This is a genomic window from Salarchaeum sp. III (assembly GCF_036418315.1).
Lineage (GTDB): Archaea > Halobacteriota > Halobacteria > Halobacteriales > Halobacteriaceae > Salarchaeum.
Genome location: NZ_JAZHPG010000027.1, coordinates 166084 through 181212, shown reverse-complemented (window position 1 = coordinate 181212; position 15129 = coordinate 166084). Strand labels below are relative to the sequence as shown.

Annotated in this window: 16 protein-coding genes; 6 read left to right on the top strand and 10 right to left on the bottom strand. The window is 68.1% G+C overall.

Annotated elements, in window-relative coordinates:
• Nucleotides 1-98: 98 nt before the first annotated feature.
• Both U3A55_RS11605 and rnz read right to left on the bottom strand, forming a co-directional pair.
• The gene (locus U3A55_RS11605) at nt 99-2060 is read right to left on the bottom strand and encodes a DUF460 domain-containing protein (protein WP_330991666.1); all 1962 of its coding nucleotides are present in this window, start codon (nt 2058-2060) and stop codon (nt 99-101) included.
• Nucleotides 2061-2102: 42 nt separating this feature from the next.
• Nucleotides 2103-3026: a ribonuclease Z gene (rnz, locus tag U3A55_RS11600; RefSeq protein WP_330991665.1), complete on the bottom strand. Its 924-nt coding sequence runs from the start codon at nt 3024-3026 to the stop codon at nt 2103-2105.
• 122 nt (nt 3027-3148) lie between these two features.
• Here rnz and U3A55_RS11595 point away from each other — a divergent pair, with 122 nt between their 5' ends.
• From U3A55_RS11595 to U3A55_RS11585, 3 genes are read left to right on the top strand one after another with little or no spacing between them, the layout of a single operon-like run.
• Nucleotides 3149-4162: a DUF4382 domain-containing protein gene (locus tag U3A55_RS11595; RefSeq protein ID WP_330991664.1), complete on the top strand. Its 1014-nt coding sequence runs from the start codon at nt 3149-3151 to the stop codon at nt 4160-4162.
• Between the two features lie 43 nt (nt 4163-4205).
• Complete coding sequence (locus U3A55_RS11590; RefSeq protein ID WP_330991663.1) at nt 4206-5207, top strand: AAA family ATPase; 1002 nt, start codon at nt 4206-4208, stop codon at nt 5205-5207.
• A gap of 42 nt (nt 5208-5249) precedes the next feature.
• A complete protein-coding gene (locus tag U3A55_RS11585; protein WP_330991662.1) occupies nt 5250-5624 on the top strand; it encodes a hypothetical protein in 375 nt (124 codons plus the stop codon).
• On the opposite strand, the gene U3A55_RS11580 is transcribed toward U3A55_RS11585, so the two are convergent.
• From U3A55_RS11580 to U3A55_RS11555, 6 genes are all read right to left on the bottom strand, one after another.
• Complete coding sequence (locus U3A55_RS11580; protein WP_330991661.1) at nt 5594-6088, bottom strand: dihydrofolate reductase; 495 nt, start codon at nt 6086-6088, stop codon at nt 5594-5596. The two genes, U3A55_RS11585 and U3A55_RS11580, sit on opposite strands and share 31 nt — an antisense overlap.
• Nucleotides 6085-7077 (bottom strand): thymidylate synthase, encoded by a 993-nt coding sequence (thyA, locus tag U3A55_RS11575; RefSeq protein ID WP_330991660.1) that lies wholly within the window; start codon nt 7075-7077, stop codon nt 6085-6087. The genes U3A55_RS11580 and thyA overlap by 4 nt, the downstream gene beginning before the upstream one ends.
• A gap of 45 nt (nt 7078-7122) precedes the next feature.
• Nucleotides 7123-8001: an ABC transporter permease gene (locus tag U3A55_RS11570; protein ID WP_330991659.1), complete on the bottom strand. Its 879-nt coding sequence runs from the start codon at nt 7999-8001 to the stop codon at nt 7123-7125.
• Nucleotides 7998-8990: an ABC transporter ATP-binding protein gene (locus tag U3A55_RS11565; protein WP_330991658.1), complete on the bottom strand. Its 993-nt coding sequence runs from the start codon at nt 8988-8990 to the stop codon at nt 7998-8000. The genes U3A55_RS11570 and U3A55_RS11565 overlap by 4 nt, the downstream gene beginning before the upstream one ends.
• Before the next feature lie 46 nt (nt 8991-9036).
• Nucleotides 9037-9645 (bottom strand): hypothetical protein, encoded by a 609-nt coding sequence (locus U3A55_RS11560; protein WP_330991657.1) that lies wholly within the window; start codon nt 9643-9645, stop codon nt 9037-9039.
• A gap of 141 nt (nt 9646-9786) precedes the next feature.
• Nucleotides 9787-10755, bottom strand: a complete 969-nt coding sequence (locus U3A55_RS11555) for a TIGR01177 family methyltransferase (protein ID WP_330991656.1) — start codon at nt 10753-10755, stop codon at nt 9787-9789.
• 108 nt (nt 10756-10863) lie between these two features.
• Between U3A55_RS11555 and U3A55_RS11550 the strand changes: the two genes are divergently transcribed.
• Both U3A55_RS11550 and U3A55_RS11545 read left to right on the top strand, forming a co-directional pair.
• Nucleotides 10864-11424, top strand: a complete 561-nt coding sequence (locus U3A55_RS11550) for a TATA-box-binding protein (RefSeq protein ID WP_330991655.1) — start codon at nt 10864-10866, stop codon at nt 11422-11424.
• Between the two features lie 181 nt (nt 11425-11605).
• Nucleotides 11606-11956: a hypothetical protein gene (locus tag U3A55_RS11545; protein ID WP_330991654.1), complete on the top strand. Its 351-nt coding sequence runs from the start codon at nt 11606-11608 to the stop codon at nt 11954-11956.
• A gap of 6 nt (nt 11957-11962) precedes the next feature.
• Here U3A55_RS11545 and hisG read toward each other — a convergent pair whose 3' ends face one another.
• Both hisG and U3A55_RS11535 read right to left on the bottom strand, forming a co-directional pair.
• Entirely contained in the window at nt 11963-12805 is an 843-nt protein-coding gene (gene hisG, locus U3A55_RS11540; RefSeq protein ID WP_330991653.1) for an ATP phosphoribosyltransferase, read from the bottom strand.
• Between the two features lie 26 nt (nt 12806-12831).
• Nucleotides 12832-13713 (bottom strand): DUF6159 family protein, encoded by an 882-nt coding sequence (locus U3A55_RS11535; protein WP_330991652.1) that lies wholly within the window; start codon nt 13711-13713, stop codon nt 12832-12834.
• Nucleotides 13714-13795: 82 nt separating this feature from the next.
• On the opposite strand from U3A55_RS11535, the gene U3A55_RS11530 reads away from it, so the two are divergent.
• Complete coding sequence (locus U3A55_RS11530; protein WP_330991651.1) at nt 13796-15085, top strand: amidohydrolase; 1290 nt, start codon at nt 13796-13798, stop codon at nt 15083-15085.
• Nucleotides 15086-15129 lie beyond the last annotated feature (44 nt).

The window sequence follows — 15129 nt, the reverse complement described above, 5'->3', positions numbered from 1 at the left end:
CTCTCGGTTCTCCGCGCGCCGTCAGTCCCGGTCCGCGCGGTGTTCCCGGACCGTTTCGCTCGCTGTGCGAGCGAAAATCTCCACCAAAAAACCGCACGTCAGTCCCGGTCCGCGCGATGTTCGCTGATGATCTGGTCAACCATCGCCTCGTTCTGCTCCTGTTCGCGCTCCTCGACGCGCTCGCGGTAGTCGGCTTCGACGGCTTCGACAGCGTCCTCGCTCGCGATGGCGAGTTCGTCGATTTCCCGAATCCGCACGTCGTCGGCGGGCCCGAACGCCACGTTCTCCTCGTAGAGCACGTCGCGGGCGGCGTCGGCGGTGCTGCCGGAGAGCAGGACGACGCGGGGGTCGTGCTCGGCGAGCAGTTCCGCGGTCCCGCGGCCCGCGCCGGACGCGTCCCGGAAGTACACCACGTCGCCCGCGGCGATACCGTACTCCTCGACGGTGGAGTCGATAGCGTCCCGCGTGAACTGTGCGACGGGCTTCACCGCGACGAGATTCCCCGAGTTCACGTCCGCGAAGTTCGAGTGGTCGAGCTTCCAGAGGTCCTTCAGTCGCGCGAGCTTCGACTCCAGTTCGTCCGCGCGCTCGCGCTCGGCGTCGAGTTCGTCCTCCAGCCGCGAGTTCTCCCACTCCAGTTTCGTCACCTCGCGGCGTTCCCGGGCACGCTCGCGCTCCTCCCGGCGGGCGTCGGAGAGTTCGGACTCGTACTCCGTGATTTCCTCTTCCTTCTCCGCGAGTTCGGCTTCGAGTTCGTCGACGTGGTCCGAGAGCCGTTCGACCTGGCGTTCGAGGTCGCGGATGCGCTCTTCCTCCTCGGAGAGTTCGCGGACCTCGTGTTCGGTCTCGTCCGCCTCTGTCTCTTCGGTCGCGGTGAGGTCGTCGACGACCGCGTCGACGTGTTCGCCGTTCCCGACGACGCGCGCGAGCACGTCCCCCCTATCCACCCGGGGCGGAATCTGCTCCGTGACGCGGCGTATCTGGGTTTCGTGGGCGTCGTACGCGAACAGGGCGGCGGCCATCGCGTCCCGCTCGTGGTCGTTCTCGTAGCCCTCCTCGCGCGTCCGGTGCTGTTTCTCGTCCACGGGCAGGTCGGTGTCGGGCTCCCAGCCCGCGGCGTCGAACGTCCGCCGGAAGCTGTCCACGGTTTCCGGCATCGGCGTCACGTCCGCGGCGACGAGAACGGGCCGCCCGTGTTCGATTATCCACTCCACCATGTCCGCGGTATCAGCGGTGCGCGTGCTGAGCACGTCGAGCACGCGGCCGTCGAAGTCCACGAGCGCGACCGCAGTGGTGGTTCCGGGGTCGATACCGACGAACACGCGGTCGCGGCGGCGCGCGAGCGGCACGAACTCGATACCGTCCCGCCGAACGGGCTCGATTTCGACGCGGGTGTCCCCGGAGCGCCGACTCGACACGGGGATGTCCTCCATGCGCGCCTGCACGGTGAACACGGCGTTCGAGAACCCGCCGTACTTCTCCGTCTCGTCCATCTCGTAGTCGAGGCCGGCGTCGTCGAGTTTCGAGGCGATGTCGCGGGCGTCCGTCTTCACGTTCCCGTGGATGCGCCGCGTGTACCTGTCAGAGCTCCACCCGCCCTTTCCGGTGGAGCGGCCACGAGAGACCTTGATTTCGGTCTCGTCCGTGAACGCCGACACCTCGTAGCCGACGTTCCGCGCGGCGAGGCGGGCGGCGGCCTCCGCTTCCTCCATCGCGGGTTTGCCGTACGGGACGCCGTAGCGCTTCGCCACCCGGGAGAGCGGTTCCGGGCGCTCGTCACCGGTCACCTGCACGAGTTTCGTCTCGGCGGGGAGGCCGCGGAGGAAGTGGACGAGCTGGTCCTTGTCCGCCGCGAGCTCGTACATGTTATCGGTCGCGAGGAGGTCGGGTTCCTGGTCGTCGACGAGCCGACGGAGTTTGCGGCGGCTCACGACGTCTCGTTCGATGTCTTCGCCGTCGTACACGACGAGCGCGTAGGAGGGCGCGTCACCGCGGACGTCACCGCTCTGCACGTCCACGCCGAACACCAGCGCGTCCAGCGCGCGGGTACGGGTACTCACGGCGAAAAGTAGGCGATTGCGAAATATAAGCGCACGGCCGCCCTACTGTGGGTAGGCAACGTCGAGTTCGAGGCCGTCGTGCGCGACGACGGTCTTCCCCGTGAACGTGCGCTCCGCCTGCTGCTTGAGGTCGCTCGCGTCGCCCGCGTACCGGCTGGAGATGTGGGTGAGCGCGAGGCGTCGCGCGCCGGCGTCCCGTGCGACTCGCGCGGCCTCGCCAGCGGTGGAGTGTCCGGTTTCAGCGGCGCGTTCCGCGGCGTCGTCGGCGAACGTCGCGTCGTGAATCAGGAGGTCGGCGTCGTCGGCGGCCTCCACGGTCGCGTCGACGGGGCGCGTGTCGCCCGTGTAGACGACGGTACGGCCGGGCCGCGGGGCGCCCACGACCTGTTCGGGCCGCACGACCGTGCCGTCGTCGAGTTCCACGGGGTTGCCCGCGTGGAGTTCGCTGAACTTCGGGCCGACCGGAACGCCGAGTTCCTCCGCCTTCTCGCGGTCGAACCGGCCGTTCCGGTCGTGCTCGCGGAGCGCGTACCCGACCGACGTGGTGCGGTGTTCGGTCTCGAACGCCCGGACCTCGTACTCGTCGCGTTCGAGAACGACTTCGCCGGGGGTGACTTCGCTCACGCGAACCGAGAACCCTGACGGGGAGCCGATGGCGCGCACGAGCTGGTCGAGCTTCGACTTCGTCCCGCGGGGCGTGTGAATCGTCACCGGCTCCGAGCGGTCGTTGAAGTCCCACGTCTGCACGAGCCCGGGGAGGCCGAGCACGTGGTCGCCGTGGACGTGCGAGACGAACACGTCAGACACGTCGAACCCGGTGCCGTACGTCATCATCTGGCGCTGCGTCCCCTCCCCGGCGTCGAAGAGGAACGCGTCACCCCCGCGCTTCACGAAGACGGAGCTCGGGTTCCGGGTCGTCGTGGGGACGGCCCCGCTCGTCCCGAGGAAGGTAACGTGGAGAGTCATGGGTGAGCGTCGGGCTGGCGGCCGGAAAGCGGCTTCGACTCGTCGTTCAAACCGTCCAAAACGGTTCGAACGGGTGAACGGCCGTCCGGCTTAATCCCCGTCGCGCCCCACGGGTCGAGTACATGAATCGCACACTGGCCACGCTCGTCGTCGCGGTGACCGTCGTCCTCGCCGGGTGCGCCGGCGCGGGCGGCCCCACCACGGCGGCGACCACCACGGACGGTACGACGACCGACGGAACAACGACCGACGGGACGGCGCAAGTCGCGTTCTACGTGAGCGACCGGCCGGGCGCTATCGGTGACTTCGAACACCTGAACGTCACCATCACGCGCGTCGGCTTCCACCTCGTCGGAAGCGCGAACGACACGGCGGACGCGACCTCGACGGTGAACGCGACGAGCACCACAACCAACGAAACCACGACGGCGACCAACACGACCACGACGACCGCCGCCACGACCGAGGAGTCCGAATCCGAGTGGGTGGAGCGGGACGTGAACGACACGACGGTCGACCTGACGCGGTTGCAGGGCGAGAACGCGAGCCTGCTCGGGAATGTCTCCGTGCCCGCGGGCACCTACGACACGGTGTTCGCGTACGTGAGCGAGGTGAACGGCACGCTCACGACCGGCGAGTCGGTGAACGTGAAGCTGCCGTCGCAGAAGCTCCACGTGAACAGCGAGTTCACGCTGAACGCGAGCAGTTCCGCGCACTTCGTCTACGACATCAACGTCGTGAAAGCCGGGAACAGCGGGAAGTACATCATCAAGCCCGTGGTGAGCGAGACGGGTCTGAACAAGCCCGTGAACCCAGTCCGGATGCACGGAGAGTGCATGTGCGGGAGTAGCGGGAGTCTGAACGTCTCCGTCGCGGGGAACGTCTCCGCGGGCGAGAACGCGACCGTGCGCGTCACCGAGAACGGGAGCGCCGTCGCGAACGCGACCGTCACCGTGAACGGCGAGCGCGTCGGCACCACGGACGCGAACGGCACCACCACCGTCACCGTGCCGGACGCCCACCACGTCCGCGTGCTCGCTGAGGCGGGCGACGACCGCGGGAAACTCTCGGTGCGGTTGAGCGACCGCGGGGGCGGTGACCGCGGCGGCGACGGCGGAAGCGGCGGCGGACGATAGGCGTAACCGACCGATTCTTACCCGCGCCGCGACTTCTTTCGGTATGGACGACCCGCTCTGGATAGAGACGCACGCGCCCTCCCTCGCCGACCTCCCGCAGGAGGACGTGCGCGAACGCCTCCAGGACGCCGTGGACGAACCCGTGAACCTCGTGCTCCACGGGCCCGTCGGCGTGGGGAAGACCGCGGCGGTGCGCGCGCTCGCGGACGCCGCACACGACAGCCGGAACGACCTCGTCGAGCTGAACGTGAAGGACTTCTTCGGGATGACGAAGAAGGAGATAGCGAACGACCCGCGCTTCGAGCACTTCATCACGCCGAAGCGCAAGCGCAACTCCTCGAAGGCGGACCTCATCAACTACGTGCTGAAGGAGTCCGCGAGCTATCCGCCGGTGTCGGGCAACTACACGACCGTCCTGCTCGACAACGCCGAATCCATCCGCGAGGACTTCCAGCAGGCGCTGCGTCGCGTGATGGAACAACACCACGAGGCGACCCAGTTCGTCATCGCGACCCGCCAGCCGACGAAGCTCATCCCGCCGATTCGCTCGCGGTGTTTCCCCGTGTCCGTGCGCGCGCCGACGGCGGACGAAACCGTCGGCGTGCTCCGTGACATCGTCGAAGCCGAGGAGGTCGCGTACGAGGACGACGGTCTGGAGTACGTCGCGGGGTACGCCGCCGGCAACCTCCGGAAGGCCGTCACCGCCGCCCAAGCCACGTACGAGGCTGAGGGCGAGGTGACGATGGACGCCGCCTACGAGACCCTCCAGGACGTGGGGTTGGACGACGAAATCACAGGGATGCTGGACGACGCCGAGGCCGGCGACTTCACGGACGCGCGCTCCACCCTCGACGACCTGCTCGTCGACGAAGGACTGGAGGGAACCGAAGTCCTCGACGAGATTCTCAGAGTCGGCCGGTCGCGGTACGCGGGCGACGACCTCGCGGAACTCCACGAACTCGCGGGCGACGTGGACGTGATGCTCGCCGAAGGCAACTCGGACCGCGTCCAACTCGGGCGGATGCTCGCGGAACTCGGACGCTGACGCGCGGAGAAGGTTTTTGTCGGCCGAGTAAGTGGTTCGCGTATGGCCCTCCCCGATACGTTCGAGCGAATCGGCATCGTCATCGGCTGCGTGTTCCTGAACGCTATCGCCGTGAGCGGCCTGACCGCCGTCGTCTTCGGTGCCGATCCACCCGTCCTTCTCGGCCTCCTGATACTGATGGGTCCGGGCGCCGTCCTCGGATGGCTCATCGCGACCGGCCGCCTCGAAGTCCCGTACAGCCGGGTGTGGTGGTTCGCGATCGTGACGATGCTAGTCTCGATAGGGTTGTACGCCCTGACTGGGCTCACCAGCACGCCCGGCCCACATCCCGCCGAGGGAACTGTGCTCTGGCTCGTCGCCGCCGCAATCGGCGCGCTCGTCGCGGACTACGACTCGCTCGTCGCGCGCCTGCGGTAGGTGACGAACGCGAACGCCTCGCGGTCGTCGCGCTCGACTTCCTTCCACGCCTCCCGGTCCCAGTCCGGGAACCGGGTGTCGCCCTCGTACTCCGCTTCGAGTTCGGTGAGAATCAGTTCGTCGGCGCGAGGGAGGAACTGCTGGTAGACGGTTTCGCCGCCGACGACGTACGCTTCGTCGTTGCGGGCGCGGGCGGCTGAGACGGCCTCCTCGACGCTCCCGACACCGACGACGCCGTCCGGGAGGCTGTCGGGATTGCTGGTGAGGACGACGTTCGTGCGGTCGGGGAGCGGGCCGCCGATGCGCTCGCGGATGCTCTCGAACGTCCGCCGTCCCATGATGACCGGATGGCCGGTCGTGGTCTCCTTGAAGTGTTCGAGGTCCTCGGGGTAGTGCCACGGCATCCCGCCCTCGCGGCCGATGACGCCGTTCGCGGCGACGGCCGCGACGATACTGAGTTTCATTCCGCCACGCCGAAGTCCAGGCCGGGATGCGACTCGTACCCCGCGAGCGCGATGTCGTCGAATTCGAGGTCGTCGAGCGGCTTGTCGGCGACTTCGATTTCGGGCTTGGGTTTGGGGTCGCGCGCGAGCTGTTCGAGGAGGCCGGGGACGTGGTCGTACGGCTTCCCACGCGGGTCCGTCGAACCGTCGGGAGCCTCGGCTTCGACCCACGATTTCACGTCGAACGGGTCGTCCTCGGCGAGTCGGGACTGGAGTTCGGCGAGGTTGTCGCCGTACCACGCGCCGCGAGCGCCCTCGCCGCAGTAGACGTGGGCGTCCACGACGGTGTGCGCGAACGTCCCGGGTTCGAACCCGGTGCGCTGCGCGACGGCGGTGAGGAGGAGCGCGTACGCGGCGAGATTGAACGGCACGCCCAGGGCGATGTCGCCCGAGCGCTGTGTCAGGTGGAGGTTGAGTCGGTCGCCCTGCACGTTGAACACGAACGTGTAATGGCAAGGCGGGAGCGTCGAGACCGCCGCGTTCGCGGGATGCCAGGCGTTCACGACGAGACGCCGCGAGTTCGGGTTCTCCTCCAGCTGGTCGAGGACGTACTGTATCTGGTCGAACGTCCCCTCCTCGGTCACCCAGTCGTTTTCGTTCCCTGCCCACGTCTCACCCGGCAAGCCCTCGTCCGGAATCGGGTAGCGCCGCCAGAACCGCCCGTAGGCGGTGTCGAGGTGGCCGTCCTCGTCCGCCCACTCGTCCCAGATACCGGTCTTCTCGCGGAGGTCGCGGACGTGCTCCTCGCCGGAGAGATACCAGAGGAGTTCGTGCAGCATCGACTTCCAGCGGAAGCCGTCCATCTTCTTCGTCGTCAAGAGAGGGTAGCCGTCCGCGAGGTCCGTCTCGTAATGCCGGCTGAACGCCGAAATCGTGTCGACGCCCGTCCGGTTCGGCTTGTGGTTGCCCTCCCGGAGGGTGTCAGATACGAGCCCGAGGTACTGCTCCATACGCATGGAGAACACGCCTGCGACCTAAAGTGGTACTCCTCTCGGTCAGCGCGCATCGGCGCTGGTGGCGCGCGCCATGTAGTAGACGGCGACCGCGCCGAGCGCGAGGTCGAGCGCGCCGAGCACGGCGACGGCGGGGACGAGCGTGTCCCACATCCCGCCGAACGCGGTGACCTCGATGACGGTCATGGTGTCCCGGCCGAACATCAATGCGCGGGCGGCGTCCACGCCGTACGTGATGGGGTTGAACGCGGCGATGGTCTGCACCCAGCCCGGCAGGCTGTTCAGGGGGAGGAAGGCACTGGAGAGGAAGAGCAGGGGGAACTGGAGGACGTTCACGGCGATCATCGTGGACTCCTGATCGCGGGTGGCGAGCGCCATGACGTTCGAGAACGCCGTGAACCAGATGGAGAAGAGGATGCCGACAGCGACGATGCCGAGCGCGCCGAGGACGCCGGTGTCGATGTAGTCAGTGAACCGCCCGCCCTCGCCCAGGAGGAGGAGGACGTAGCCGAACGCGAGGATGATGACGACCTGGACGACGATGCGGAGGACCTCGGAGAGCGACTTCCCGAAGAAGACGGCGCCGCGGTGCATCGGCGAGACGAGCGCCTTCTCGAACATCCCGGACTCGATGTCCTCGACCAATCCGACGCCGGACGTGGTCGCGGCGATGAGCGACACCTGGATGGCGATGGCGGGCACGAGGTAGGTGACGTAACTCACGTCGCCGCCGACCATGCCGCTGATGGCGCCGCCCGCGAGGTTCCCGAACACCTCCGTGAACAGCACGAGGAACATGATGGGGTTCAGGAGGCTGAACGTCACCACGAACGGGTTCCGAACCGTTCTGATGAGCCAGCGCTTGAGGTTCACCCAGGTGTCCACGACGAAGCCGTTCCCGGCCGCGCGCCCGTCGCTCATTCGCCATCACCCGCGCCGCTCTCGTCCGCGGGGTCGGCGTCGTACTCCTCGCCGGTGATGGCGAGGAACACGTCGTCCAGGGTCGGACTGCGGACGTTGAACCCGGTGACGGTGAGGCCGGCGTCGGAGAGCGCGACGAGGAGGTCGGTGCCGTGCCGGCGCGCCTCCGCGGACGTGACGACGATGCCCGAGTCGGTCGTCTCGACCGCGTCGGGACCGTCCACGAGCGGCGAGTCGAGTGCGAGGTCGCGAGCGCGCTCGATGTCGTCCGCGGTCGGGTCGTCGAGGTCGATTTCGAGCACGTCCCCACCCACCTGCGATTTGAGTTCCTGTGGGGACCCGTCCACCGCGATTTCGCCGTCCCGGATGACGGCGATGCGGTCGCAGAGCTGGTCGGCCTCCTCCAGATACTGGGTGGTGAGGAACATCGTGGTGCCGCGGTCGTTCACGCGCTCGAAGTAGTCCCAGAGCCGGTTGCGCGCCTTCGGGTCGAGGCCGGTCGTCGGCTCGTCGAGGAAGACGATTGGGGGTTCGTGGACGAGCGCGGTCGCAACGTCGAGGCGTTTTTTCATCCCGCCCGAGAAGTCCTTCGCCTGCTTGTCCGCCACGTCCGCGAGGTCCACGAGGTCGAGCAGTTCGTCGATTCGGTCGCCCCGGTTTGCGGCGCGAACGCCGTACGCCTCGCACGCGAACCGGATGTTCTCCCGCGCAGTCAGCTGTGGGTCGATACTCGTCTCCTGCGCCATGTACCCGATGGACTTCCGTACCTCGCGGGGGTCGTCCTCGACGTCGTAGCCGTTCACCGTCACCGACCCCGCGGTCGGTTTCAGGAGCGTGACGAGCGTCTTGATGGTAGTCGTCTTCCCGGCGCCGTTCGCGCCGAGGAACCCGAAGAACTCGCCCTCCGGCACGTCCAGCGACACGTCCGTGACGGCCTCGGTTCCGTCGGCGTACGTCAACGCCAGGTGGTCGGCATCTATCGCGCTCACGGGAACGTGGAGACGCTCTACCAACTAAGCCGTTTTGACTGAACGGTCAGTCACTTTTGGTGGTTGCGTAGTAGAGCGCCGGGACGCCGAGCGGGAGCGCGAGCACACCGAACGCGCCCGCCGCGACCGCCGCCCGGTTGCCGTCGGTTCGAGCGACGAGGAACGCGGCGACGCCGACGACGGCGATAGCGTACGCGAGCGTACTCCAGGCTGGGACGTACGACGAGCAGTACGCCCAGCAGACGAAGGTGTACGCGGGCGCGTTCCACGTCGCGGGCGCGAGTTTCGGCCAGAAATACCGACAGTACGTGGTGAGCGCGACCATGAGGGCGGCGGGCGCGCCGACGAGCCAGGCCGAACGGCTGCCCGCGGCGGGGGCGAACCGGCGGTACGCGGCGAGCAGCGCGAACGGGAGGCCGAACACCCAGAGCCAGACGGCGAGCGTGTACGACACCGGCCAGTGCTCGATGCGGGGCTGCGTGTAGGGGAGGCGGAGCGACGGCGGGAGCGTCGCCCACGGGAACGAGGGGTCGGGGACGGGGTTCGTGACGAACGCGACCAGGCCGAGGAGCGTGCCGACGACGAGCGCGTACACGCCCCAGTCGGCGGCGCAGTCGAGACGGCCGGGGAGGGAACCGGTAGCCGGACGTGGCATACCCGGCCGTACGTACTCGTCGTTCACGGGCGTTTCCCGTTCGAAGCCCCGACGAAACACCCGCCTCGTCGAACAGTTCCGAACGTTCGTCGGGGAAAACGTCGGAATCCGAACCGGGCGGGCATCAGCGACGAACGCCGGTCACTTCAAGACGAGGACGTGACGGTCGAGCGAGCGGTGGACGCGCCGCACGAACCGGGATTCGACGGTCCAGCCCGCATCCCGGGCTTCGTCGCGCCAGTCGCGGTCGGCGACGAACACGCATCGACCCTCGGTGACGCGTTCGACCTCGGTGAGCGCGCCGCCGACGAGGTCGCTGAGGTCGTGCGTCTCGATTTTCGACTGGCGGCCGTACGGCGCGTCGAAGACGGCGGCGTCGACCGCGCCATCACGGAGGGGGAGGCGGGTGGCGTCGCCCCGCCACACCGCGAAGTCGTCGGCGTAGGCGGCGAGGTTCTCGCGCGCCCCGCGCACCATCTTCTCCTGCGCGTCGTTTCCGAGCGGTCGCGCGCCGACCAGGCCGGCCTCGATGAGCACGCCGCCCGTCCCGCACATCGGGTCGAGGAGGCGGGTTCCATCGCGCGCGCCGGCGAGGTTGACGAGGCCGCGGGCGAGCATCGGGTCCATCGACCCGGGCTGGAAGAACGGGCGTTTCGTGGGTTTGCGGGCATCGTAGTCGCGGTCGGTGGCGACCGCGAGCCAGCCGAGCGCGCACGTGTCGTCGCTGAACGCGGCGCGCAGGACGAAGTCGGGGTCGTCGAGGTCCACGGAAAACCCGCGGTCGGTGAGCACGCCGCCGAGTTCGCGCTCCGCGCGCTGCGTGTCGACGCCCGCGCTCCCGCGCACATCCGCCGCACGCACCGCGACAGTCCCCTCGATACCGACGTTCGCGGCGTCGAGGAGGGCGGCGGCGCTCTCGACGCTGGCGTCAGTGCGGCCGACGAGGCGGCTCGCGTACCGGGTGAACGCGAGGTCGCTCGCTCGGTCGAGGTCGAGCGACGGCGCGACGGCGAGACCGGGCGCGACGCGCTCGACGGCGGGCGCGGCGGCCGCGCGCGCCTCCGCGACCGCGAAATCGTCGTCCGAACCGACGAGTTCGAGGAGGTACACACCGGGCGTTCGCGGCGTCAACACAAGGCGTTTGTTAAAAGCAGGTGGGGGCTCGGCTCGCCGGACCGCCAAACTTTATAAAGGTTAAATACGATATTTAAGTCGTATATGACCGACCCCAAGGAAACCATCAACATTGAAAACGTGGTCGCCTCCACGGGAATCGGCCAGGAGCTCGACCTTCAGAGCGTCGCCATGGACCTCGAAGGCGCCGATTACGACCCCGAACAGTTCCCCGGCCTCGTCTACCGCACCCAAGAACCGAAGAGCGCCGCGCTCATCTTCCGCTCCGGCAAAATCGTCTGCACCGGCGCGAAATCCACCGCGGACGTCCACGAAAGCCTCCGCATCGTCTTCGACAAACTCCGCGACCTCAACATCGAAGTCGAGGACGACCCCGAAATCGTCGTCCAGAACATCGTCACCTCCGCCGACCTGGGACGACAGCTCAACCTCAACGCCATCGCCATCGGATTGGGCCTCGAGAACATCGAGTACGAACCCGAGCAGTTCCCCGGCCTCGTCTACCGCCTCGACGAACCCGAAGTCGTCGCGCTCCTATTCGGCTCCGGAAAACTCGTCATCACCGGCGGGAAGAAGCCCGAGGACGCCGAGCACGCCGTCGACAAGATCGTCAGCCGCCTCGAAGAACTCGGCCTGCTCGAGTGAATTTTTAGCGTCGGGGTCGCTCCGCGACCCGCTCCGCTAAAAAGTAACATAAAAAGGCCGCTCGCCGCCGGCGAGCGGTGAATCCGCTCGTTCGGGCTCCTTGAGCCGTTCGACAGATGCTGAGTTACAGCGACTGAACGGCCTCACGGGGTTTTTCGGGGAGCAGGTCGAAACGCGGGGTATGGAGCCCTCCCCTCGCGAGCAGGTGTTCCGGGCGAGCGCGGTGATGGTCGGCGTCGCCGCCGCGCTGTTCTCACTGAGTTACGTACTGGAGCCGTCGACGGCGTTCGCGGCGGTACTCGGTGTCGCGTGCGTGGGCGTGTTCACCGGCGTCGTCGCGGACGCGCTGGGTGACCGGTTCGGACTGGTGTGGCTTTCGTTCGGTCTCGCCGCGGCAGTCGTCTTCCTGAGCGGCGACGCGACCGCGCTCCGGGAGTCCGCGCTCGGCCTCCTCGGCGTCGCAATCGCGGGTGCGTTGTTGTGGTTCGTGCCGGCGAAGGCCGCGGAACTCGGTGAACGCCTCCGCGACTAGTCCCGATTACTCGACGAGCCGCTCGATTTCGGTGACCAGTACGTCGCTCGCACCCCTCTCCTTGAGGTCGGTTATCGTCTGGAAGACCTCTCGTTCGGGGACGACGGCGTGCACGGCGACCGTGTTCGGTTCGTCCACGTCGAGCACTGTCGGGCCGCCGAGCCCGGGAATCACGTCCTCAATGTCGTCGAGGCGGTCCGCGGGCGCGTTCAGCATGAGGTAGCGTTTGTCCTCCGCGGCGATGACGGAGTCGAGTGCGGTCTCGACCTGACTGGCCTTCTCGCTCTCGACATCGGGGCGACCGAACAGCCTGACGGAGCTCTTGAGGACCTCGTCCACGATTTCGAGGCGGTTCACGCGGAGCGTCGTTCCCGTCGAGGTGATGTCGATGATGGCGTCAGCCATCTCCACGTGCGGCGTGAGTTCGGTCGCGCCCGACACCTCCACGATATCGGGGTCGACAGCGGTGGTGTCGAAGTACTCGCGGGCGATACGCGGGAACTCGGTGGCGACGGTCTTCCCGGCGAGGTCGCCGACGGAACGCACGTCGTCCTCCTCGGGCGCGGCGAGGACGAGCCGGCACTCCCCGTAGCCGAGGTCGAGGCGGTCGTCCAGGTCGACGCCGGACTCCCGGACCTGGTCGAGACCAGTGATGCCGAGGTCGGCCGCGCCGTCCGCGACGTACTCCGGGATGTCGGCGGCGCGCGCGAACAGCACCGTGATGTCGGGGTCGACGGTGTCGGCGTATAGCTGGCGGTCCGCGGTCGGCTCTATCGAGAGGCCCGCGCGGTCCAAGAGGTCGACGGTCGGGTCGTGCAGGCGGCCCTTGTTGGGGACGGCGATGCGCATACGCGGGAATCGGCGGCGACCGGGAACTAGCTTTTCCTTCCGACGATTCCACCGGACCCGGGGAGGCGGCTCCGCACGCCGTTGTTCCCGCCGTCCCCGCCGTCGCCGTCGTCCCCGAACTCGATGCCGTCGAAGTACGCGGGCGTCTCGTCCTCAGTGGCGTAGACGTAGAGCGCGGTCTTCGCGATGCCCGTCAGGGTCTGGCCGACGAGTCCCGCGAGGAGGACGCCACCCACGAGCACGACGAGGGCGACTGCCGTTGCGCCGGGGACGGCGACGAGGAGAACGACACCGGGAAGCGCGCCGAGGAGGACGAGCGCGACGGTAACGAGTCCGACGCCGCCCGCCGCACCGAGGGACTCCCCCCACGTCTGCTGGACAGTCTCCTTGCTCCGAGAGAACATCTCGAAGACGTCGACATCCTCGAACACGATGACGGGAACGACGAAGTAGGTGAGAATCCCCCACGCGACGCTGAACACGCCAGCAATGAGTTTCGCGGGGAGGGAGTCGTTCGACTCGATGAGCCGGATGATAACGCCGACGACGGCGCTAATGGCGGCCCACGCGAGCAGCGGCCCGAGGTTTCGGCCGGCGGCGCGCAGGCCGTCCCGGATAGACGGCTCGTCGTCCTCGAACACCTGCTTCGCGCAGAACATCAACGCGGCCGTGAAGTATGACGCGAGGAGGGTGGAGCCGAAGTACAGGCAGAACAGCGCGGCGACGAGGAGGGGCTGGTTCGGGGACGGTTCGACCGAGAGGACGACTCCCCAGAGCGCGGCAACGTACAACAGGCCGGCGACACCGGCGACCGCGGGGAGGACGGCGAGACGGGGGTGGTCACGGAGGACGCGCACGCTCCGTCGCGCGAACGCGAACCCGGTTTTCAGGCGGCCGAAGATACCCATGTCGGGGAATTCGTCAGACGGCAGGTAAGTCTTCCGCCGAGTTTCCAACAGATTCACAGCCGGCACCCGCGAACGCCGCGACATGAGTACGCTACGGGTCGCTGGCGGACGGGTTCTCCGTCCCGACTTCTCGGTCGAACGCGCGGACGTGCTCGTCGACCAGGACGCCGGCGAGATTCTCGACGTGGGCGACGTATCGGACGGCGACGAGACGCTCGACGCCGCGGGCTGTCTGGTGATGCCCGGTCTGGTGAACGCGCACACGCACGCCGCGATGACGCTCCTGCGGGGGTACGCGGACGACAAACCCCTCGACGCGTGGCTGCAGGAAGACATCTGGCCGGCGGAGGCCGAACTCACGTCCAAGGACGTGCGCGCCGGTACTGAACTCGCGCTCGTGGAGATGATTCGGGGCGGCGTGACGGCGTTCGCGGACATGTACTTCGAGGAACCGACGGTCGCCGAGGCCGTCGCGGACGCCGGCGTTCGGGCGCGACTCGGCCACGGCGTCGTCACCGTCGGGAAGAACGGCGAGGAGGCCCGCGCGGACAACGAGGAGAGCCTCGAATTCGCTCGCGAGTACGACGGGTACGCGGACGGCCGCGTGCGAACGGTGTACGCGCCGCACAGCCTCACCACCGTGGACGACGACCTCCTCGCGGAGTTCACGGCGGAGGCGCGCGACGCGGGAATTCCCCTGCACTTCCACGCGAACGAGACAACGGGCGAAGTCTCGCCCATCGTCGAATCCGAGGGCGAACGCCCGCTCACGCACGCGGACGGCCTCGGGATGCTCACCGAGGACGACTTCCTCGCGCACGGCGTCCACGTGGACGACGAGGAGATCAGCCTCCTCGCGGAGCGCGGGACGGCGGTCGTGCACTGCCCGGCGTCGAACATGAAGCTCGCGTCCGGGATGGCGCCCGTCCAGCGGATGCGGGATGCGGGCGTGACGGTCGCGCTCGGGACGGACGGCGCGGCGTCGAACAACGACCTGGACGTGTTCGACGAGCTGCGGGACGCCGCGATGCTCGGGAAGCTCGCCGCCGAGGACGCGGCCGCAGTCCCCGCGGAAGCCGCAGTCGAGATGGCGACCGCGGGCGGCGCGGACGCGCTCGGGTTCGACTCCGGCCGCGTCGAGGCGGGCGCGAACGCCGACCTCGCGGTCGTGGACTTCGACGCCCCCCACCTGACGCCCGTCCACGACCACGTCAGCCACCTCGCGTACGCCGTCCGCGGGAGCGACGTGCGCCACACCGTCTGCGACGGCCGCGTGCTCATGGAAGACCGCTCCCTCCTGACGCTCGACGAGGCCGAAATCAGGGGGCGTGCCGCCGACCGCGCCGCCGACCTCGCGGACCGCGCTGAATAACTCATTTGGCCGTTTTCGACGCCAGTGAACGGTCCTGAACGGAA

Coding starts and splice junctions, on each gene's coding strand:
- U3A55_RS11570 (WP_330991659.1), bottom strand. CDS start 8,001: ATGAGCGACGGGCGCGCGGCCGGGAACGGCTTCGTCGTGGACACCTGG.
- U3A55_RS11550 (WP_330991655.1), top strand. CDS start 10,864: ATGACCGACCCCAAGGAAACCATCAACATTGAAAACGTGGTCGCCTCC.
- hisG (WP_330991653.1), bottom strand. CDS start 12,805: ATGCGCATCGCCGTCCCCAACAAGGGCCGCCTGCACGACCCGACCGTC.
- U3A55_RS11560 (WP_330991657.1), bottom strand. CDS start 9,645: ATGCCACGTCCGGCTACCGGTTCCCTCCCCGGCCGTCTCGACTGCGCC.
- U3A55_RS11535 (WP_330991652.1), bottom strand. CDS start 13,713: ATGGGTATCTTCGGCCGCCTGAAAACCGGGTTCGCGTTCGCGCGACGG.
- U3A55_RS11580 (WP_330991661.1), bottom strand. CDS start 6,088: ATGAAACTCAGTATCGTCGCGGCCGTCGCCGCGAACGGCGTCATCGGC.
- U3A55_RS11545 (WP_330991654.1), top strand. CDS start 11,606: ATGGAGCCCTCCCCTCGCGAGCAGGTGTTCCGGGCGAGCGCGGTGATG.
- U3A55_RS11530 (WP_330991651.1), top strand. CDS start 13,796: ATGAGTACGCTACGGGTCGCTGGCGGACGGGTTCTCCGTCCCGACTTC.
- rnz (WP_330991665.1), bottom strand. CDS start 3,026: ATGACTCTCCACGTTACCTTCCTCGGGACGAGCGGGGCCGTCCCCACG.
- U3A55_RS11595 (WP_330991664.1), top strand. CDS start 3,149: ATGAATCGCACACTGGCCACGCTCGTCGTCGCGGTGACCGTCGTCCTC.
- thyA (WP_330991660.1), bottom strand. CDS start 7,077: ATGGAGCAGTACCTCGGGCTCGTATCTGACACCCTCCGGGAGGGCAAC.
- U3A55_RS11590 (WP_330991663.1), top strand. CDS start 4,206: ATGGACGACCCGCTCTGGATAGAGACGCACGCGCCCTCCCTCGCCGAC.
- U3A55_RS11585 (WP_330991662.1), top strand. CDS start 5,250: ATGGCCCTCCCCGATACGTTCGAGCGAATCGGCATCGTCATCGGCTGC.